This window comes from Ochrobactrum vermis, from assembly GCF_002975205.1.
Lineage (GTDB): Bacteria > Pseudomonadota > Alphaproteobacteria > Rhizobiales > Rhizobiaceae > Brucella > Brucella vermis.
Genome location: NZ_PCOC01000001.1, coordinates 404105 through 422847, shown reverse-complemented (window position 1 = coordinate 422847; position 18743 = coordinate 404105). Strand labels below are relative to the sequence as shown.

Genomic DNA, 18743 nt, shown 5'->3' with positions numbered 1-18743 from the left:
TTTTCCCCTCATTGCGCAGGTTTTTGCTGTTGGTCCTTGTCCTGTCCGAAGCTCGGTTGCGGCGAACCGAAGGACGGCGCTGGCAGAGGCTCGTTCGAAGGCGAAGGCGCCCCGAAAGGTGCGGGTGTCGCGCCGAACGGATTACCGCCGCCGGCATCTGGCATCGGCACATTGATCTGGATGGAAGCCGGATCTGCCTGTGGGTGACCGCTCTTGTAGTGGGTGACGATGCCGGGGAAGGCGATGATGATGCCGACCATGACAAGCTGGATCATAAGGAACGGGATCGATCCCATATAGATTTGCCCCGACGTCACCGGCTGGATGGTCGTGCCTGTCACCTTATCCTTGTAAGGCCGGGCTGGAGCGACCGACCGCAGATAAAAGAGCGAAAAGCCGAATGGCGGATGCATGAACGATGTCTGCATGTTGACCGCCAGCATGACCCCGAACCAGATGAGATCAATGCCAAGGCTGTCTGCCACCGGCGCCAGAAGCGGGATGATGATGAAGGCCAGCTCAAAATAATCGAGGAAGAAGGCCAGAAAGAACACCAGAAGATTGGCAACGATCAGAAAGCCGACTTCGCCTCCAGGAATGGACGTCATCAGATGTTCGACCCAGACGTGGCCGTTGACGCCATAGAAGGTGAGCGAGAAGACGCGTGCGCCGAGCAGAATGAAGATGACGAAGGACGACAGTTTCGCTGTGGCATAAAGCGCCGACGTCAGGATCGTCATATTGAGGCGGCGATTGATGATCGCGAGAAGCAGAGCGCCAACCGCTCCCATCGCGCCGCCTTCCGTCGGGGTTGCAAGGCCGATGAATATCGTACCCAGAACAAGGAAGATCAGCACAAGCGGCGGCACAAGCGAGATCACAACGCGTTGCAGCAGCTTCCAGCCCTTCAGTGTGCGGGCTTGCGGTGGCAATGCTGGCACCGATTCCGGTCGCAGGATCGCCATGCCGATTATGAAGGCGCAATAGAATCCAACCAGCAGGAGGCCGGGAACCAGTGCACCCTTGTACATGTCGCCGACCGAACGGCCGAGCTGATCGGCAAGAACGATCAGAACGAGGCTTGGCGGAATGATCTGCGCCAGCGTGCCGGAGGCGGCAATCGTGCCGCTGGCCACTTTCCGATCATAGCCGTAGCGCAGCATGATCGGGAGCGAAATCAAACCCATCGAAATAACGGAAGCGGCAACGACGCCGGTGGTCGCCGCCAGAAGTGCGCCGACGACGATAACGGCAAAGGCCAGCCCGCCACGCACAGGGCCGAAAAGCTGCCCAATCGTATCGAGCAGATCCTCCGCCATGCCGCTTCGCTCCAATATCAGCCCCATGAAGGTGAAGAACGGGATAGCAAGCAATGTTTCGTTCGACATCTGCCCGAAGATGCGATCCGGTATCGCTCCGAACAGATTGACAGGCAGAAGCCCCATTTCGATGCCGACGAAGCCGAAGGCAAAACCGACAAAGGCCAGTGCAAAAGCCACCGGATAGCCGAGCAGCAATATGACCACCAGCGATAGAAACATCAGCGGCGCGAGATTTTCCGCGATAAAAGCAAACATATCCATTCCCCTCAAAGCGCCTGTGCTTCTGCATCTTCTACGGCAACCGTATCCGGTATCCGCCCCTGCAGAATGGCAATGCGCTTGATGAGTTCGGAAATGCCCTGCAATGCGAGCAGCGTGAAGCCGATCGGGATCAGCACCCAGACCGGCCACAAGACGAGCCCGCCCGTATTGTTGGAAATTTCACCACTTGCAATCTTGGCTTCCACGATGGGCCACGAGAGATAGATCGTGATGAGGCAAAAAGGCATGAGGAAAAAGATCGTACCGAAGATCTCGACGAGAAGCTGGGTTCGTCGCGAGTAGCGGCTGTAGAGAAGGTCGACCTTCACATGCTCGCTATGCAGCAGTGTATATCCGGCTGCGATCAGAAAGACCGCCGAGAACAGATACCACTGCGCTTCCAGCCAGGCGTTGGAACTGACATTGAACAGCTTGCGCGTGGTCGCATTGATAGCGCTGATGAGCACTGCCACCAGTATCAGCCACGATACGGATTTTCCGATGAAATTATTGGCCGCGTCGATAGCGCGCGACAACGCCAGCAAGACTGACATCGCTCCTCCCCTCCTTTTCCGCCTCCTCAAGCGGTTTTGGAGCGAATGATAGGACCGGCGAATCCATGCTGCAAGCGGACGAAAGTTCTAAGAAACAAAGCCCTACCCATTAGTGGGTAAGGCGCATCAGGGATGAGGCTGAATATCCGTTACTGCGAAGACAGGCGCAACCGGTTCTCGATAGCGTGGCGTGTAAGACCGGCCGTGCTGGCGATTCCAAGTTTCTTCTTGATGTTCTTGCGGTGGGTTTCGACGGTTGCTTCCGAAATACCGAGCCTTGTTGCAATCTCGCGATTGCTGCCGCCTTCGGCCACCAGTACCAGCACGTCATTTTCACGGGCGGACAGGCCTTCCGACCTTTTTTCTCCGCTGTCGAGCAACGCTTCCGAAACACCGGATGAGAAGTATGTGCCTCCTGAAGCCACCGCATGAATGGCGGCAACAATTTCAGTCGTGGACACGTCCTTCAACACGTAGCCCGACGCGCCGCGCATGATCGAGGTCGAGATATATTCGCGGCTGTCATGCATGGAAAGCATGAGAATGCGGATACCCGGCAATTGTTTCTTGAACAGTTCGATAGCGTCGATACCGTTGAGAAGCGGCATATTGATATCCATCAACACGACATCGGGATTGACGGTCAGCGCCAGTTCCAGCGCGGCCCGCGCATTGGAAGCCGCACCTGCAATATCGATATCGTCATAGGTTTCGAGCACAGCCCGCAGACCGTCCAGCACCAGCGGATGATTGTCCACGAGCAATACGCGGATCTTGCATTCGTTCGTCATGCGACTTCCGGTTCCCGCTTTCTTTCTGTTGCCGATTTCGGCAAACGCGCGGTGAGCTGCGTACCATCTGCGCTGGTTTCAACCAAGAGCACGCCGCCAAAATGTGCCATCCGTTCCTGCATATTGCGCAAGCCCAGCCCCGACAACTGATCCTTCAGGTCACGTGCCGTGAAACCATTGCCGTCATCGGCCACCGTCATTGTAACCTTACCGTTGGAGCCCCAAAGTCGGATCCCCACATGACTTGCACCAGAATGGCGCTCGACATTGGTGAGCGCTTCCTGCACGACCCGATAGAGCGCGGTACTTGCCTCCGGCTTCAACGTTTCATTCAGCCCGCTTGCTTCCAGTTGCGTTTCAATGCCGGTTCGTTCCGAAAAATGCGCACACAAGGCTTTGAGCGCGACTGTCAGACCAAGGTCATCCAGAATGCGTGGACGCAGATCATGCGAAAGCCGCCGCACCTCCTTGATTGCGCCGTTGAGTGCATCCGATGCTTTCTCGATCGCAAGAGGTGCACCCCCACTGCCCATCCTCACCTGACGGCTTGCAAGGTCAATGGCATAGCGAACACCGACCAGATTTTGCGAAATACCGTCGTGAAGTTCACGCGCCAGACGCGCTCTTTCTTCTTCCTGCGTATCGATGATGCGCTGTGCCAGTTCTTTTAGCTTGTTATCGGCCATGCGCCGTTCCCGCAGATTAAGCAGCATACAGGTCGCGAAAACGAGCATCACAGCCGGTACGGCAATCAGGCTGACGATCAGGAATGTCGTGCGGATATTGGCGCGGAAATCCGCATTGGCTGCTGCGGTCTGTGCATAAACATCATCAAGATAGACGCCCGTTCCAAGCATCCACTTCCATTTATCCAGACCAACGGCGAAGGAGAGCTTGTCGGCCATCTCGCCGCTCGACGGCTTTTCCCATTTATACTGATGTAGTCCTCCGCCTTCCTTCGCCTTGCCAATCAGGTTGGCGATAACGCGATCGCCGTCGGGATCGACGAGATCAAGCCAGTTGTGGCCAGGCCGGAAGGTTTGGCGCGGATGGACGACATTGTTGCCGTCATAGTCATAGACAAAGAAGTAGCCATCGCGGCCGTAGTCGAGCGAAGTCAGAATCTCCCGCACCTTTTCCATGGCTGCGGTATCGTTGGGACCAGCCTCGTCGTAAATCTGCTGTATGGAAGAAAGCGCCAGATTGGTGAGATTGAGGAGTTCGGTCTCCTTGGCTTTCAGCATATTCTTCTCGAAAGTCGCGATACTGCTCTGAACGAGATTTGCCGATTGCCAGGTAATAAAGGCCGTAACCGTCAAAATAGCCACAATGAGCGGCACAATCGCCAGTGCAACGATCTGATAACGCAGCGTCACGTCTTCTCCTCCAGGCACAACGGACCGACTTGTCACCCGGCGACTTTAGAGCGTATCCCGAAAAGTGTGAAACAGTTTTCGGACCAAGATACGCGTTAAAACAAACAGTTAAAGCGCCCGTCTGATTCAATCAGATCAGAACGCACTCTAAAATTCCCAAATTGTGAGGGAAAGGGGCTATAAGCAAAACCTTGCCCCAAAGAAAAAGCGGACCAAATAACCAATAATATATTGACCTATATTTATATAAGTAAAATATAAAAGATAAATCATAGTTGAATACACGAATATTTTATGCTCAATAATGTTTTCCTGGACATAGTGTCCGAGTATACGGTTCTGGGACTCATTCATTTCAGAGAGAATCTATTTATGAAAAGCTATCGCGCAATCGGTCTTGCATTCACGCTCGCAGCCATTTCCGGAGCACCAGTGCTGGCGGCTCCCCTCCCCGGCGGAGCAAGCACCCTTCAGGAGACCTACCAGGACTGGACCGTTTCCTGTCAAAGCCAGAAAGAAACAAGCATCTGCGTCATGCGACAGGACCAGAGCAGCACGCAGACCGGTCAGCGCGTCCTCACCGCAGAATTGCACAATGTCGCCGGCGGCAAGGTTGAAGGCGTCATTCTGATGCCGTTCGGCCTTGATCTCGCCAAGGGCGCTTCGCTCAAGATTGATGAAGTCACCGGACCGAATCTCGCTTTCTCCACCTGCTTGCCACAGGGCTGCCTGGCACCGGTAAGCTTCGAAGCCAAGCAGGTCGCAGCTCTCAAGGCTGGTACCAATATCAACGTCACGACCACTGCCTTGAGCCCAAGCCAGCCGGTCGCCTTCAAGATTTCGCTGAAAGGCTTCGGCGCAGCCCTCGACCGCATCGCGGCTTTGACGAAATAAGCCTCAAGTATCGCGATCTGAAAGCCATACGCCTGTCGCGGCGTATGGCTTTTTCTTTTGTCAGGCCGGATGGGCCGAGATATGTGCGAGGTGCTTACGCCACCGCAGCGTCATCAGTACCGCGACAATACCGAGGCCGGCGGCAAGACCGAGCCAGATACCCACGCCGCCGAGTTCGAACTTGAACGCAAGCAACGCACCAAGTGGCAATCCCACTCCCCAATAGCCGAACAAAGCCAAAAACATCGGAACGCGTGTATCGCGCAACCCGCGCAGCATGCCTGCAGCGACGGCCTGCGCACCGTCCACGATCTGGAAGAGGGCTGCCAGCGCCAGGAAAGTCACGGCCAGTTCCATCACCGGTAGATTTTGCGGATCGTGGAGATCGAGGAACACGCCAATGAACAAACGCGGAATGAGGACCATCAAGAGCCCCATCACGGCCATGAAACCGACACCGAGGAAATAGGCGCTCCAGCCAGCATAGGCAATCGCCTTGGGATGGCCGGCGCCATAGGCTCTGCCCACACGCACGGTTGCAACTTGCCCGAAACCGAGCGGCACCATGAAGCTGAGCGATGCGATCTGGATTGCCACGGCATGAGCGGCCATCGCAGTCGGGCTGATCCGGCCCATCATGACAACGGCGGCATAGAAGATGGAGGTTTCAAATACAAATGTCAGCGCCATCGGGATGCCGATGCGCCAGAGCTCGCGCAGGCGCGCCCAGTCGGGACGCCAGAAGCGGCCGAATAGGTGATAGCGGCGGAAACGATGGTGACGCAGCGTGATGAATGCAAGTCCGAGGAACATCATCGTGCTCGACGCCGTGGTGGCGATACCAGCACCGTGCAGTTCCATACGTGGAAAACCGAAGTGACCGAAAATCAGCGTCCAGCCTGCAAGCGCGTTGAAGCCGATGGCCAGTGCGGCGACAAGCAACGTCCACATCGGCTTTTCCATGGCCGCAAAGAACGAGCGCAGGACGATATAGCCGAGATAAGGCAGCAGCGCCCATTGCAGCGTGTGCATGAAATCCGTCGAGCGGGCTGCAATATCCGGGCGCTGGCCCAGGAACAGGAAAATCTCCTCGCAATGCCAGAGTACGACCCACACCGGGATCGCGATCATGATCGCAGTCCAGAATCCCTGACGCACGGTGCGGCGCACATCGCGCACCGAATGGCGGTTCTTGCCGAGCGCAATGGCGATCATCGGCATTACAGCCGAGACAAGCCCCATCGAGAAGATCATTAGCGTATGATAGAAGCTCGTCGCCAACAGCGCCGAAGCGAGCGTATTCGCCCCAAGGCGGCCGATAAAAATAACGTCGGTCGCCGTCAGCGCTGCTTGCGAAAGATTGGTGAAGATAAGCGGCCAGCCAAGTTTCAGTGCCGCTGCCATCTCTCTGCCCCAGCGTTGCGCGCTGGTTTCGTGGGGTTCCTGCAAACCCGCATCGATTGTCCTGTCCATAGTCAGCTCCCCGAAACACCCGGGACCGTCAATCCGCCGGATGTTCCATTTTGATTGAGGCCGCACCCCGGAACATCAGAGACCATGTCAATCTGAGAAGAGGCGTGGAAATACGATCATCGACCGTCCCATGCCGGCTAAGGGTGTCCATCGCTCGGAAAGCGACCACACCCCGTTTTTCGGGTTGTTCAATTTCTATCGGGAACGTTGTGTATGTTCCAGAAACTGATCCGGAGCCAAGCGGGCTGCGCATCGATTTGCACAAAATAAGAGCACCATGGATAACAGACTTGTTCAAAGAAGCAACACGTCTCGAAATGGATTTTTCGTCTCCTGACATAGAGAGGAATGAAATCCTCATTCTGGCGCGAAAGCGCAATTGCCCGTCCGATAAAGGATTGACGCCAACGCCCTAACCGATAGAAATAATTACGTTAGGCCACCGATCCGATTGCATCAGATCGGTGGCCTAACTATTTGTTTTCACGCGCATCTTATCCGAAAACCGTTTCACACTTTTCGGGATGCGCTCTAATTGCAGGAGGCGTCATGCGCAGCACCAAAGTCATCCATATTGTCGGCTGTCATGCGGAGGGCGAAGTCGGTGATGTCATCGTCGGTGGCGTGGCCCCTCCTCCGGGCGAAACGGTGTGGGAGCAGTCGCGTTTCATCGCCAATGACGAAACTTTACGTAATTTCGTGCTGAATGAGCCGCGCGGCGGTGTGTTCCGCCACGTCAATCTTCTGGTGCCGCCGAAAGACCCGCGCGCGCAGATGGGTTTCATCATCATGGAGCCTGCCGACACACCGCCCATGTCGGGTTCGAACTCGATTTGCGTTTCAACAGTTCTGCTCGACAGCGGCATCATCCCGATGCAGGAGCCGGTAACCCGCATGGTTCTGGAAGCACCGGGCGGCGTCATCGAAGTGGAAGCCGAGTGCCGCAACGGCAAGGCCGAGCGCATCAGCGTGCGCAACGTGCCGTCTTTCGCGGATAGGCTGGATGCAGCGCTCGAAGTCGAGGGACTTGGCACTGTTACCGTCGATACGGCCTATGGCGGCGACAGTTTTGTCATTATCAATGCGGCGCAGATCGGCATGAAGATCGAGCCGGGTCAGGCACGCGAACTGGCCGAGATTGGTGTGAGGATCACCAAGGCCGCCAATGAGCAGCTTGGTTTCCGTCATCCGGAAAAGGACTGGAACCACATTTCGTTTTGCCAGATCACCGAGCCGGTCACGCGCGAGGGCGATGTCCTGACCGGCGTTAACACGGTGGCGATCCGTCCGGCCAAGCTCGACCGTTCGCCAACCGGCACCGGATGTTCTGCGCGTATGGCCGTGCTGTACGCCAAAGGCCAGATGAAAGTCGGCGAACGCTTTATCGGCAAATCCGTGCTCGGTACGGAATTTCATTGTCGTCTCGACAAGGCGCTGGAATTAGCGGGTAAGCCCGCCATCAGCCCGATCATTTCCGGCCGCGCATGGGTGACGGGAACCGCTCAGCTGATGCTCGATCCGAGCGATCCGTTTCCGGGCGGGTATCGGTTATCCGATACCTGGCCCCGGGGCGAATGATATTCAGGCGCTGACGGCCTGCAAATGGCGCTTCTCTTCGCTTCCGGTGCTCATGGACCCTAAAGTACACTCCGCTCCGGTTCTCGAGAAACACCATTTTCGTCTCGTCATCACCAGAATCTCAATCACCCCGCGCACCTTCTCGCCGCCGCTCTTCTGACCTCTTTATCGAGCGCCACACCCCTCACCCTGAGGTGCGGAGCGAAGCGAAACCTCGAAGGGCGAGGTCCAGATGGAACTGGCAACGCAACGCTGTCCTCCATCGTCATTCTTCGATCCTTCGAGACGGCCCTGCGGGCCTCCTCAGGATGAGGATCGAAGAAGGCAGAGCGCAGCATGAAGCGCGCAATAAAAAACCCCGCCAAAGCGGGGCTTTTCAGGTCTCTTATTCCGCGTTCACGCGAAGTCGAGCGCGCGGTCGCCGTCTTCATCCTTAATGCGGGATGGCAGGCCGATCTGGTTCAGGATGTGGAGGAAAGGCTTCGGATTCAGCTCTTCCACATTGACCATCTTCTTCACATCCCATTCGCCCGAAGCGATCAGGATTGCGGCTGCAACAGGCGGAACGCCAGCCGTGTAGGAAATGCCCTGCGAACCCACTTCGTTGTAAGCGTCCTTATGGTCGGCAACGTTGTAGATGAAGACTTCCTTCTCCTTGCCGTCCTTGGTGCCCTTGACGAAATCGCCAATGCAGGTCTTGCCGGTATAATCCGGCGCAAGCGACGACGGATCGGGCAACACAGCCTTGACCACCTTGAGCGGCACGACTTCCAGACCTTCAGCGGTCTTGACCGGCTGTTCGGACAGGAGGCCCAGATTGTTCAGCACCGTGAAGACGTTGATGTAGTGATCGCCAAAACCCATCCAGAAGCGGACATCGGCGTTCGGATAGTTCTTGGATAGCGAATGTACTTCATCATGGCCGGTCATATAGGCTTTGCTTGGGCCGACGACAGGCAGGTCAAAGGTGTGGCCGACTTCGAACATCTTGTTCGACTGCCATGCACCCTTCTGCCAGGAATAGACCGTACCGGTGAATTCGCGGAAATTAATTTCCGGATCGAAATTGGTCGAGAACCAGCGGCCATGCGAACCGGCATTGATGTCAACGATATCGATGGACTTCACTTCATCCAGATAATCGTCGGCAGCCAGACGCGCATAGGCATTGACCACGCCCGGATCAAAGCCGATGCCGAGAATAGCGGTGATGCCCTTCTCTTCGCATTCCTGCAAGTTCTTCCATTCGTAGTTGCCATACCATGGCGGCGTCTCGCAGATCTTCTTCGGATCTTCGTGAATGGCCGTATCCATATAGGCAACGCCCGTATCGATGCAGGCACGAAGGACCGACATATTGAGGAAGGCCGAGCCGACATTGATGACGATCTGAACACCCGTCTTCTGGATCAGAGCCTTGGTGGCTTCAATATCCAGAGCATCCAGCGCATGCGCTTCCAGCTTCACCTCGGTCTTGAGGCTCTTCTTTTCATGCACGCTATCGATAATCTTGCGGCATTTCTCAACCGTGCGGGACGCAATGTGGATATCGCCCAATATGTCAGAGTTTTGCGCACATTTATGTGCAACAACCTGTGCCACGCCCCCGGCGCCGATAATGAGAACGTTCTTCTTCATTTTCTGTCGATGCTTCCTCTTCCAGCGGTTTCCCGCCATCTGTTTCTCGTCCCCGGCGCTCTCAGCCGCGGAACCTGTTTAAGCTTTACGCCGCTGAGTAATACCGCGACGCAGGGTTCAGGAGAGCGAACCCTCAAAATCCGCATAATCAAATTCGCGGACAAGCTTGACCGTGCCATCAAGTTCGCGCACGGCAATGGCTGGCATTTTAACGCCATTAAACCAGTTCTTTTTGACCATCGTATAACCGGCCGCATCTTCAAATGAGAGGCGGTCGCCGATGGAGAGCTCCTTGTCGAAGGTGAACTCGCCGAAAATATCGCCAGCAAGACACGACTTGCCGCAGACCATATAGCTATGCTCGCCATTGTTTGGCGCCATCTTCGCTTTTTCGCGATAGATGAGCAGATCAAGCATATGGGCTTCGATCGAGCTATCGACGACAGCGAGGTTCTTGCCATTGAACAGCGTGTCGAGAACCGTCACTTCAAGCGTCGTGGTTTTGGTGATCGAGGCTTCGCCCGGCTCCAGATAGACCTGCACGCCGAACTTTTCCGAGAAAGCCTTCAGGCGCGCGCAGAATTCATCGACCGGATAATTGTCGCCGGTGAAGTGAATGCCGCCGCCAAGGCTGACCCATTCAACCCGGTGCAGAAGCGAGCCGAACTTTTCTTCGATATCGGTCAGCATCTTGTCGAAAAGACCGAAGTCGGAATTTTCGCAGTTGTTGTGAATCATGAAACCAGTCACCCGGTCCATGACCTTCTCGACTTTCATCACATCCCATTCGCCAAGGCGGCTGAACGGACGCGCTGGATCGGCTAAATCGAAGCTCGATGACGACACGCCCGGATTGAGGCGCAGACCGCGCTTGATATGCGCTGCCTTGTCGGCGAAGCGTTCCAGCTGGCCGATGGAATTGAAGATGATCTTGTCGGCATTGGCGATGACTTCATCGATCTCATGATCGGCATAGGCAACGCTATAGGCGTGGGTTTCGCCGCCGAATTTCTCGTGGCCGAGACGCACTTCGTTGAGCGAGGACGAGGTCGTGCCGTCCATATACTGGCTCATGAAATCGAACACAGACCATGTCGCGAAGCATTTCAGCGCCAGCAAAGCCTTCGCGCCGGAATTCTCGCGCACGTAGGCGATCTTTTCCATATTCCGCTTCAGCTTGGTCTTGTCGATCAGGTAGTAAGGCGTCTGGATCATGGCAGTTCCGGGTCGTCCATAAGGGGAAATCTGGCCTCGCCAGCAAGGCTGGTTTGCCAAGTTGAGGAAACACGCAAGTAGTTTCCCGAATTATTCGAAGGCTTATAGGAAGCTTGTGACAGAAACACAAATCCGCCACAGCATTATCGGGAAAAAATTTCCCCACAAGCTATCGCGGATTACTTCCTCGCCTTTGGCGGTACGCGCTTCATATAGAGTTTTTTGTGAGGATTTGAACCCCTTCCCTTATGCTTCCCTTTTGCAGCGTTGTTTTCATTGAAAGTCTTTGTCTGGACAAAGAGCTTCTGCCCAACAAGATAGCTTGCTACAGTTCCCGGAGTATCATCAATTTAATTAAACAAGCATTTGCTTGACAAATTATAGGTGCGAGCGTAGCCATTGGCTCCATGTTCGGGGCGACCTCATTCAGGCTTACGCTCGCGTAATGACAGTCAAAGGAAAATAAAATGCAGGATCACAAGCCGACCGCCGGTTGGGGAGACCTGTTTGCAGGTAGAAACGCCATTGTTTCGCTGACGCTTGTCGGCGGCGTTGCGCTTCATGCCATCAACGTGTTCATTGCCACAACCATTTTGCCAACGGTCGTCGCCGATATTGGCGGCATGGATTACTACGCCTGGAACACAGCACTGTTCGTCACCGCATCTATTCTCGGTTCGGCCCTCGTGCCGCGCCTGCTTTCGCAGGCGGGCCCGCGCAGTGCCTATCTGATTGCAGCAATTATATTTGCTGCCGGAACTCTGACTTGCGGCCTCGCTCCATCCATGCCCGTCATGCTGGCGGGGCGGGCCATACAAGGCCTTGGCGGCGGCTTGATGCTCTCCCTGTCCTATTCCATGATCCGCATTGTTTTCGACGAGGCGCTATGGCCTCGCGCCATCGGCCTCGTTTCCGGTATGTGGGGCGTGGCCACGCTCGTCGGCCCTGCCATTGGCGGCGTTTTTGCCGAGCTCGGCATCTGGCGCGCAGCCTTCTGGTCACTCGCCCCGGTTATCGCCGTATTCACCATTATGGCCATGACGGTGCTGCCGCGTGAATCCGGCTCCGCCGCCAGCAATGACCGGCTGGCCTGGCCGCAGCTCATCCTTTTGACTGCAGCCGTCCTTGCCGTTTCGGCCGGAAGCATTTCATCCGAACTGGTATGGAATGCTGGTGGTGTGGTGCTTGCCGTCGTCTTGCTGCTTCTTCTTGCAGTGGTGGAAATGAAAGCCCGCAGGCGGATTCTGCCGAAAGGCTCGTTCAGCATCCAGAAACTCGGGGCGCTTTATCTCACGCTTGCCTTCCTCAGCGCCTCGGTGACCAGCGCGGAAGTGTTCGTGCCGCTGTTCTTCCAAGTGCTGCACAATCAGTCGCCACTCGTTGCAGGATATCTGGCTGCAATCATGGGCGGTAGCTGGACGCTCGGCTCCATCGGATCGTCAGGGGTTGCCGCAGGGCGCACCGATCGTGTCATTCTCGCCGCTCCTGTCATGGGCGTGGCAGGCATGGTGACATTGGCCGTTCTCATTCCGGCTGGAAGCGAAGGACATTGGTACAATCTGCTGCCAATCTGCATCGCGCTGGCCGTGATCGGTTTCGGCGTTGGCCTGACATGGCCGCATTTGCTGACCCGCATCTTCAAGCGCGCCGACGCAGAGGACCAGAATCTGGCCACCGCTTCCGTGACCATGGTACAGCTTTTCACAACAGCGCTTGGTGCAGCACTTGCCGGAATGATTGCCAATATGGCCGGGCTCACCAATCCCGGCGGCTTTGCCGGCACTGCGCATGCCGCACTTTGGCTCTTCTCCGGTTTTGCCGTTCTGTCTGCGCTGGCTTTCCTGTCAGCACTCGCTCTTGTTCGTAGCGCAAGACGGCCCCAGCCTGCGCAATGCTGAAAGTGTAATCAAGCGGCGGGCGAAATAACGTAGGCGCAGCGCCGCGCACCCGCCAGAATATGCTCGGTGCGGTTTACCGAAACATCGGGGCCCAGCACGGCCCTGAATACCTGAAGCTCCGACCGGCAGAAACCCTGACAGGCATCGGCGGCAGCGCAAATGGGGCAATGATTTTCAATGAGAAGCCATGAGCCATCTTCGCGCTTTTCGGCATCGGCCATGTAGCCTTCTGCGGACCGGATGTCGGCGAGTTCCTTCACCCGCTGATCGAGAGACAAGTCCTTCAAACGTGTCTGATACTGACGGCGCGTCTCGGTCTCACGATGGGCGATCAGCGTATCCAGCGCATCGTCGCCGAGAATGGTGCGCACGGAATGCAGAAGCTGAACGGTCAGATCGGCATGGGTATCGGGAAAGCGCTTGTTACCGGTTTCCGTCAGATCCCAGAACTGCGAGGGGCGACCGACGCCCTGCGATACGGAATGCGGCGCGACGAGACCTTCCTCGGCCAGCCGCACCAGCTGCTGGCGCACCGCCTCGCCGGTGGTGCCAAGATGTTCGCCAATTGCGGCAGCCGTCTGCGCACCGCGCATCTTGAGCGCGAGCATGATCTTCTCGGCGGGAGAACGTGCTCCCAATTCGTCGGTATTTAGAAAGTCATTTCTTGACATATTGCCTGTTTTCGATTTAAAGAAGAATTATCTTGTTAAATTAAGCGATCCGCTCAGAATTATCAAGATAGTTGTATATCAAGGAGTCTAAAATGAGCTTCACCTTGCCTCCGCTTCCCTATGCGACCAACGCTCTTGAAGGCGTCGGCATGGGCACCGAAACGCTTGAGCTGCACCACGGCAAGCACCATCAGGCTTATGTAACGGCGCTCAACGGCTTCGTTGAAAAGAACGATGCGCTCAAGGGCAAGTCGCTTGAGGAAATCGTGCTGTTTGCGAAAGACAAGGCCGATCTCGCTCCGGTCTTCAACAATGCCGGCCAGCATTGGAACCACGACCTGTTCTGGCAGAACCTGTCAGCAAACGGTGGACGCCTTCCGGGCGCGTTGGAAAAGAAGATCGTCGAGGATTTCGGCGGCGTCGACCAGTTCAAGGAAGCCTTCAAGACGGCGGCGGTTGGCCAGTTCGGCTCGGGCTGGGCGTGGTTGGTTCTGGCCAATGACGGCAAGCTGAAGGTTACGAAGACGCCAAATGGCTCCAATCCGCTGGCAACCGGCGAAGGCAAGGCGCTATTAGGGCTTGATGTCTGGGAGCATAGCTATTATCTCGATTTCCGTAATCGTCGGCCTGACTATGTAACGAACTTCCTCGACAAGCTGGCCAATTACGAATTCGCGGAAGCCACCCTGAAGGCAGCATGACGCGCTTACATTGATTGCAATCAAAGCGTTTTGCCTGCAGAGGATGCAGAACTCCCCGGAGCTGCATGACTGCGGGCAAAATGCGGCAATGACCGATAAAGACTGACCAACCAATCCATTCCATAGGCGCCGTCCTCCCAAGCGGTGCTGGAGCAAGACAGAGACAGTTCCGAAAATGAGCAGCAACTTCAATCAGGAAACCGTCACCGACATCCATCACTGGACCGACACGCTGTTTTCCTTCCGCACGACGCGCGACCCTGGCTTTCGCTTCCAGAGCGGACAATTCATCATGATGGGCCTGGAAGTGAACGGTAAGCCGCTCACACGCGCCTATTCGATTGCGTCGAGCCTTTACGAAGACGGACTGGAATTCTTCTCGATCAAGGTACCGAACGGTCCGCTGACCTCCAAGCTGCAGCATTTGAAAGTTGGCGACCAGATCATCCTGTCCAAGAAGCCGGTCGGCACGCTGCTCTATGACAATCTGAAACCCGGCAAAAATCTTTGGCTGCTCTCGACCGGCACCGGCCTCGCGCCATTCCTGTCGATCATCCGTGATCTGGAAGCTTATGAACGTTTCGAGAAGATCATTCTCGTTCATGGTGTGCGTCAGGTGGCAGAACTTGCCTATACGGATTTCATCTCCACCGAGCTGCCACAGGATGAGTTCCTTGGCGAGATGGTGAAGAAGCAGCTCATTTATTATCCGACAGTCACGCGTGAACCCTATCGGAATCGCGGCCGCCTGACCGATCTTATTCGTTCGGGTCAGCTCTTTACCGATGTCGGCCTACCTGAATTCAATCATGAAGACGACCGCATGATGCTCTGCGGCAGCCCGGAAATGCTGGCGGAAACCAAGCAGATTCTGGAAGAACGTGGTTTTAAGGAAGGCAGCCAGAGCGAAGCCGGACATTACGTCATCGAGAAGGCTTTCGTCGAAAAGTAAGGCTCGCAGCTATCTAGATAAAGAGGGAGGCAATCGCCTCCCTTTTTCATGTCAACTCTTCAAAGTCGAGCCCGATATCGAGGTTTGGCGCGCTGTGCGTGGTCCAGCCGACCGAAATCAGATCAACACCGCTGGCAGCCACTGCCGCCACCGTTTCCGGTGTGATGCCGCCGGAAGCTTCCGAAATGGCGCGCCCGCCGATCACCGACACCGCCTCACGCAATTGCGCAGGTGACATGTTATCGAGCAGCACCGCATCGACGCCGAGAACCATGGCTTCATCGAGCTGTTGCAGCGTATCGACTTCAACCTCGATCTTGACCATATGACCGGCACCGGCCTTGGCGCGCTCGATGGCCTCGCGCACGCCGCCAGCGACCGCGATGTGATTGTCCTTGATCAACACCGCATCATAAAGCGCGAAACGGTGGTTCATGCCACCGCCTGCCCTGACCGCATATTTTTGCAAGGCACGCAGTCCCGGCGTTGTCTTGCGCGTGCAGACGATGGAGGCCCTGGTGCCCTGAACCGCCTTCACCAGATTAGCCGTCGCCGTGGCGATACCGGACAGGTGGCCGAGAAAATTGAGCGCGGTGCGCTCCCCCGCCAGAATGGAGCGGGACGAGCCGGAAACGCGGGCAACATCCGCCCCCTTCTCAAGAGACTGACCGTCCCGCGCCAGACGTTCGAATGTGACATCCGGATCGACCAGACGAAATGCCATTTCGGCCACATCCAGCCCGGCAATGACACCCGGCTGGCGCAGGCTGAATAGCATGGCCGAGCGGTGATCCTCCGGCACCACCGCATTGCTGGTAATATCGCCAGCAAGCCCCAGATCTTCCAGAAGTGCGGCGCGCACCAGCGGTTCTACGACAAGCGGAGACAAGCGCGGCAGGTTCATCATGCAGTCCTTGTAACAGGGTGAGGCGCGGCTATTTCGCGTGCCAGTGCGAAAGCTGCCGGAAAGGTGAAAAAGCTGCGGGCGGGTGCCGCGTTTTTGGCGGGATAGTCGGTGCGGGCATGGCTGCCGCAGGACTCGCACCGTTCAAATGCCGCAACCGCAACGACCAGCGCCACGGCTGCGGCATCGTCGGTCTCTGCGAGGGGGAGAAGGGCGGTGATTGCAGAGCGCAAACCTTCTTCATCACGCAGCAGGCCAAGATGGCGGGAAACGATCCGCCGTACGGGTTCAGCGTCCGCACCTTGCGGCAGGCTGACCGGCAGGGGATGCCGCACGGCAACCGCTTCTGCATCACCAAGCGCGCGGGCGGCGCGCAGCCCCATCGCGGCGGCTTCAAGCAGCGAATTGCTGGCAAGCCGGTTGGCGCCATGCAGGCCGGTGCAAGCCGCTTCGCCCACGGCCCAGAGACCCGGCAGACCGCTGCGCCCATCGGCGTCAGTCTTGATCCCGCCCATATGGTAATGCGTGGCCGGTCTGACCGGGATCAGATCGCGGGACGGATCGATGCCGTGTTGTTTGCAAAGCGCATCGATACCGGGAAACCGGGTTGCAAAACGCGCCCCCAGAGCCGTGCATGCATCAAGATAGACCTTGCGCCCTTGCGCGATCTCGCTGCCGATGGCGCGCGCCACCACATCACGGGGCGCAAGCTCGCGGCCCGGAACATCCGCCATGAAGCGTTCGCCGCGATCATTGACAAGCTTGGCGCCCTCCCCGCGAACCGCCTCGCTGATCAACGGCAGACGCGGCGCAGAAACGGCAAGCGCTGTCGGGTGGAATTGCACGAACTCCATATCGGCAAGCTCAGCGCCCGCGCGGCCTGCCAAAGCAGCCCCCAATATCGCAGCTTGGCCGAGATTGCCGAGCGGCGTGGTCGTTGCGTTATAAAGTCCGCCGATCCCGCCCGTCGCCAGCACCACGGCGCGCGCGGCGACCGGGCCGACATTTTCAAGACAAGCGCCGACCACACGACCATCCTGCCAGATGAGCCGCAGAGCGCGGGTGTTTTCCATGACGGTGATCGAAGGCGTCGCCAGAACCTTCGCGGTTAGAGCGCGCATGATGCCCGCGCCGGTCGCATCGCCATCCACATGCACGATGCGATGGCGACTATGGGCAGCTTCCAGACCGAGTGAAAATGAACCGTCCGCCTTGCGGTCGAAGTGCACGCCATGCGCTTCCAGCGCCGCAACGACGTCTGCGCCCGCCGCGATGATTTCCGCCGCCACGCCTGCGTCACACAGGCCGTCGCCCGCCGCAATCGTATCGGCCAGATGCAACGCCGCGCTGTCATCCGCGCCGACACTTGCGGCAATGCCGCCTTGCGCCAGCATGCTGGAACCGGACAGGCCGAGGGTTCCTGCCGTCACCAGCAGAACCGGCTGCGGCGACAGCGTGAGCGCCGTCATCAGCCCGGCAAGGCCGCTGCCGATGACGAGGACTGGGACCGGGGCAGTCCAGGCCGTGTTCATACCGCCAGCATCCGCTCGACAGCACGCCGGGCAGGCTCCATCAGTGCTGCATCGACTGTCACTTCATGACGATTGTTTTCCAGCGCATCGCGAATATTGGCAAGAGTGATCCGCTTCATATGCGGGCAGAGATTGCACGGGCGGATGAACTCGACATCCGGGTGATCGACGGCAACATTGTCGCTCATCGAGCATTCGGTCAAAAGCACGACACGCTGCGGCTTCTTCTCGCCGACATAATCCGACATAACCGCCGTGGAACCGGCAAAATCGGCGACCGCCACCACTTCCGGCGGGCATTCTGGATGCGCCAGAACCACGACGCCCGGATGGCTTTCGCGCAATTCGCGGATATCGTCGGGCGTGAACCGCTCATGCACCTCGCAATGGCCATGCCAGGCGAGAATTTCGACATTGGTTTCGCGCGCCACATTCTGCGCCAGAAACTCGTCGGGGATCATCAGCACACGCGGCACGCCAAGCGACTCCACCACCTTTTTGGCATTGCCGGAGGTGCAGCAAATATCGGATGCCGCCTTCACGGCAGCAGATGTGTTGACATAGGTGATGATCGGCACGCCGGGATGCGCCTCGCGCAGCAACGCCACATCTTCCGGCGTGATGCTGTCGGCCAGCGAACAGCCCGCAGCCATATCGGGGATGAGCACCGTCTTGCCTGGATTGAGCAGCTTGGCCGTCTCGGCCATGAAATGCACGCCCGCCAGCACGATCACATCGGCATCGACCTCCGCAGCCTTGCGCGCCAGCGCCAGACTGTCGCCGACAATATCGGCCACGCAATGGAAGATTTCCGGCGTCTGGTAATTATGCGCAAGGATGACGGCATTGCGCTTTTTCTTCAGCTCGATAATGGCGGCGACATCGTCTTCGAAGCCCAGCCAATCCGCCTTGGGCAGCACCTTGGCCACGCGGTCATAGAGTTGCGAAACGGAAACATGATCGTTCATGTGCGAGCCTCCCAG

General features: G+C 57.2%; 16 protein-coding genes. 5 read left to right on the top strand and 11 right to left on the bottom strand.

Annotation, left to right across the window (positions count from 1 at the left end):
• Positions 1-8: 8 nt before the first annotated feature.
• From CQZ93_RS01945 to mctS, 4 genes are all read right to left on the bottom strand, one after another.
• Positions 9-1577 carry a TRAP transporter large permease gene (locus CQZ93_RS01945; protein ID WP_105543139.1) on the bottom strand — a complete coding sequence of 523 codons (1569 nt, stop codon included), beginning with the start codon at positions 1575-1577 and terminating at the stop codon, positions 9-11.
• Between the two features lie 11 nt (positions 1578-1588).
• Positions 1589-2137 carry a TRAP transporter small permease subunit gene (locus CQZ93_RS01940; RefSeq protein ID WP_105541086.1) on the bottom strand — a complete coding sequence of 183 codons (549 nt, stop codon included), beginning with the start codon at positions 2135-2137 and terminating at the stop codon, positions 1589-1591.
• A gap of 149 nt (positions 2138-2286) precedes the next feature.
• The gene (gene mctR / locus CQZ93_RS01935; RefSeq protein WP_105541085.1) at positions 2287-2928 is read right to left on the bottom strand and encodes a two-component system response regulator MctR; all 642 of its coding nucleotides are present in this window, start codon (positions 2926-2928) and stop codon (positions 2287-2289) included.
• Positions 2925-4304, bottom strand: coding sequence for a two-component system sensor histidine kinase MctS (gene mctS, locus CQZ93_RS01930; protein WP_105541084.1), 1380 nt, complete (start codon positions 4302-4304; stop codon positions 2925-2927). The genes mctR and mctS overlap by 4 nt, the downstream gene beginning before the upstream one ends.
• 372 nt (positions 4305-4676) lie before the next feature.
• Between mctS and CQZ93_RS01925 the strand changes: the two genes are divergently transcribed.
• Complete coding sequence (locus CQZ93_RS01925) at positions 4677-5198, top strand: invasion associated locus B family protein (protein WP_105543138.1); 522 nt, start codon at positions 4677-4679, stop codon at positions 5196-5198.
• Positions 5199-5258: 60 nt separating this feature from the next.
• On the opposite strand, the gene CQZ93_RS01920 is transcribed toward CQZ93_RS01925, so the two are convergent.
• Positions 5259-6671: an MATE family efflux transporter gene (locus CQZ93_RS01920; protein WP_105541083.1), complete on the bottom strand. Its 1413-nt coding sequence runs from the start codon at positions 6669-6671 to the stop codon at positions 5259-5261.
• A gap of 549 nt (positions 6672-7220) precedes the next feature.
• Here CQZ93_RS01920 and CQZ93_RS01915 point away from each other — a divergent pair.
• Entirely contained in the window at positions 7221-8249 is a 1029-nt protein-coding gene (locus tag CQZ93_RS01915) for a trans-3-hydroxy-L-proline dehydratase (protein ID WP_105541082.1), read from the top strand.
• 396 nt (positions 8250-8645) lie between these two features.
• Here the strand turns inward: CQZ93_RS01915 and CQZ93_RS01905 are convergent, their stop codons facing one another.
• Positions 8646-9887: a saccharopine dehydrogenase family protein gene (locus tag CQZ93_RS01905; protein WP_105541081.1), complete on the bottom strand. Its 1242-nt coding sequence runs from the start codon at positions 9885-9887 to the stop codon at positions 8646-8648.
• 117 nt (positions 9888-10004) lie between these two features.
• The gene (gene nspC / locus CQZ93_RS01900; protein WP_105541080.1) at positions 10005-11102 is read right to left on the bottom strand and encodes a carboxynorspermidine decarboxylase; all 1098 of its coding nucleotides are present in this window, start codon (positions 11100-11102) and stop codon (positions 10005-10007) included.
• A 467-nt stretch (positions 11103-11569) separates the two neighbouring features.
• Here nspC and CQZ93_RS01895 point away from each other — a divergent pair, with 467 nt between their 5' ends.
• Positions 11570-13000, top strand: coding sequence for an MFS transporter (locus CQZ93_RS01895; protein WP_105541079.1), 1431 nt, complete (start codon positions 11570-11572; stop codon positions 12998-13000).
• A gap of 8 nt (positions 13001-13008) precedes the next feature.
• Here the strand turns inward: CQZ93_RS01895 and CQZ93_RS01890 are convergent, their stop codons facing one another.
• Entirely contained in the window at positions 13009-13608 is a 600-nt protein-coding gene (locus tag CQZ93_RS01890) for a helix-turn-helix transcriptional regulator (RefSeq protein WP_105541078.1), read from the bottom strand.
• Positions 13609-13763: 155 nt separating this feature from the next.
• On the opposite strand from CQZ93_RS01890, the gene CQZ93_RS01885 reads away from it, so the two are divergent.
• Both CQZ93_RS01885 and CQZ93_RS01880 read left to right on the top strand, forming a co-directional pair.
• Positions 13764-14372 carry a superoxide dismutase gene (locus CQZ93_RS01885; protein WP_078337946.1) on the top strand — a complete coding sequence of 203 codons (609 nt, stop codon included), beginning with the start codon at positions 13764-13766 and terminating at the stop codon, positions 14370-14372.
• Positions 14373-14547: 175 nt separating this feature from the next.
• On the top strand, positions 14548-15324 hold the full coding sequence (locus CQZ93_RS01880; RefSeq protein WP_105541077.1) for a ferredoxin--NADP reductase: 777 nt from the start codon (positions 14548-14550) through the stop codon (positions 15322-15324).
• A 46-nt stretch (positions 15325-15370) separates the two neighbouring features.
• Here the strand turns inward: CQZ93_RS01880 and nadC are convergent, their stop codons facing one another.
• From nadC to nadA, 3 genes are read right to left on the bottom strand one after another with little or no spacing between them, the layout of a single operon-like run.
• A complete protein-coding gene (gene nadC / locus CQZ93_RS01875; protein WP_105543137.1) occupies positions 15371-16228 on the bottom strand; it encodes a carboxylating nicotinate-nucleotide diphosphorylase in 858 nt (285 codons plus the stop codon).
• Positions 16228-17760 carry an L-aspartate oxidase gene (locus tag CQZ93_RS01870; protein WP_105541076.1) on the bottom strand — a complete coding sequence of 511 codons (1533 nt, stop codon included), beginning with the start codon at positions 17758-17760 and terminating at the stop codon, positions 16228-16230. The genes nadC and CQZ93_RS01870 overlap by 1 nt, the downstream gene beginning before the upstream one ends.
• Positions 17757-18728, bottom strand: a complete 972-nt coding sequence (nadA, locus tag CQZ93_RS01865) for a quinolinate synthase NadA (protein WP_105541075.1) — start codon at positions 18726-18728, stop codon at positions 17757-17759. The genes CQZ93_RS01870 and nadA overlap by 4 nt, the downstream gene beginning before the upstream one ends.
• Between the last annotated feature and the right edge of the window lie 15 nt (positions 18729-18743).

Excerpts from the sequence above, each read along its gene's own strand:
- nspC (WP_105541080.1), bottom strand. The coding sequence starts at position 11,102 with ATGATCCAGACGCCTTACTACCTGATCGACAAGACCAAGCTGAAGCGG.
- CQZ93_RS01940 (WP_105541086.1), bottom strand. The coding sequence starts at position 2,137 with ATGTCAGTCTTGCTGGCGTTGTCGCGCGCTATCGACGCGGCCAATAAT.
- CQZ93_RS01945 (WP_105543139.1), bottom strand. The coding sequence starts at position 1,577 with ATGTTTGCTTTTATCGCGGAAAATCTCGCGCCGCTGATGTTTCTATCG.
- CQZ93_RS01905 (WP_105541081.1), bottom strand. The coding sequence starts at position 9,887 with ATGAAGAAGAACGTTCTCATTATCGGCGCCGGGGGCGTGGCACAGGTT.
- CQZ93_RS01920 (WP_105541083.1), bottom strand. The coding sequence starts at position 6,671 with ATGGACAGGACAATCGATGCGGGTTTGCAGGAACCCCACGAAACCAGC.
- CQZ93_RS01915 (WP_105541082.1), top strand. The coding sequence starts at position 7,221 with ATGCGCAGCACCAAAGTCATCCATATTGTCGGCTGTCATGCGGAGGGC.
- CQZ93_RS01870 (WP_105541076.1), bottom strand. The coding sequence starts at position 17,760 with ATGAACACGGCCTGGACTGCCCCGGTCCCAGTCCTCGTCATCGGCAGC.
- nadA (WP_105541075.1), bottom strand. The coding sequence starts at position 18,728 with ATGAACGATCATGTTTCCGTTTCGCAACTCTATGACCGCGTGGCCAAG.
- CQZ93_RS01925 (WP_105543138.1), top strand. The coding sequence starts at position 4,677 with ATGAAAAGCTATCGCGCAATCGGTCTTGCATTCACGCTCGCAGCCATT.
- CQZ93_RS01895 (WP_105541079.1), top strand. The coding sequence starts at position 11,570 with ATGCAGGATCACAAGCCGACCGCCGGTTGGGGAGACCTGTTTGCAGGT.
- CQZ93_RS01880 (WP_105541077.1), top strand. The coding sequence starts at position 14,548 with ATGAGCAGCAACTTCAATCAGGAAACCGTCACCGACATCCATCACTGG.
- CQZ93_RS01890 (WP_105541078.1), bottom strand. The coding sequence starts at position 13,608 with ATGCTCGCGCTCAAGATGCGCGGTGCGCAGACGGCTGCCGCAATTGGC.
- nadC (WP_105543137.1), bottom strand. The coding sequence starts at position 16,228 with ATGAACCTGCCGCGCTTGTCTCCGCTTGTCGTAGAACCGCTGGTGCGC.
- CQZ93_RS01885 (WP_078337946.1), top strand. The coding sequence starts at position 13,764 with ATGAGCTTCACCTTGCCTCCGCTTCCCTATGCGACCAACGCTCTTGAA.
- mctR (WP_105541085.1), bottom strand. The coding sequence starts at position 2,928 with ATGACGAACGAATGCAAGATCCGCGTATTGCTCGTGGACAATCATCCG.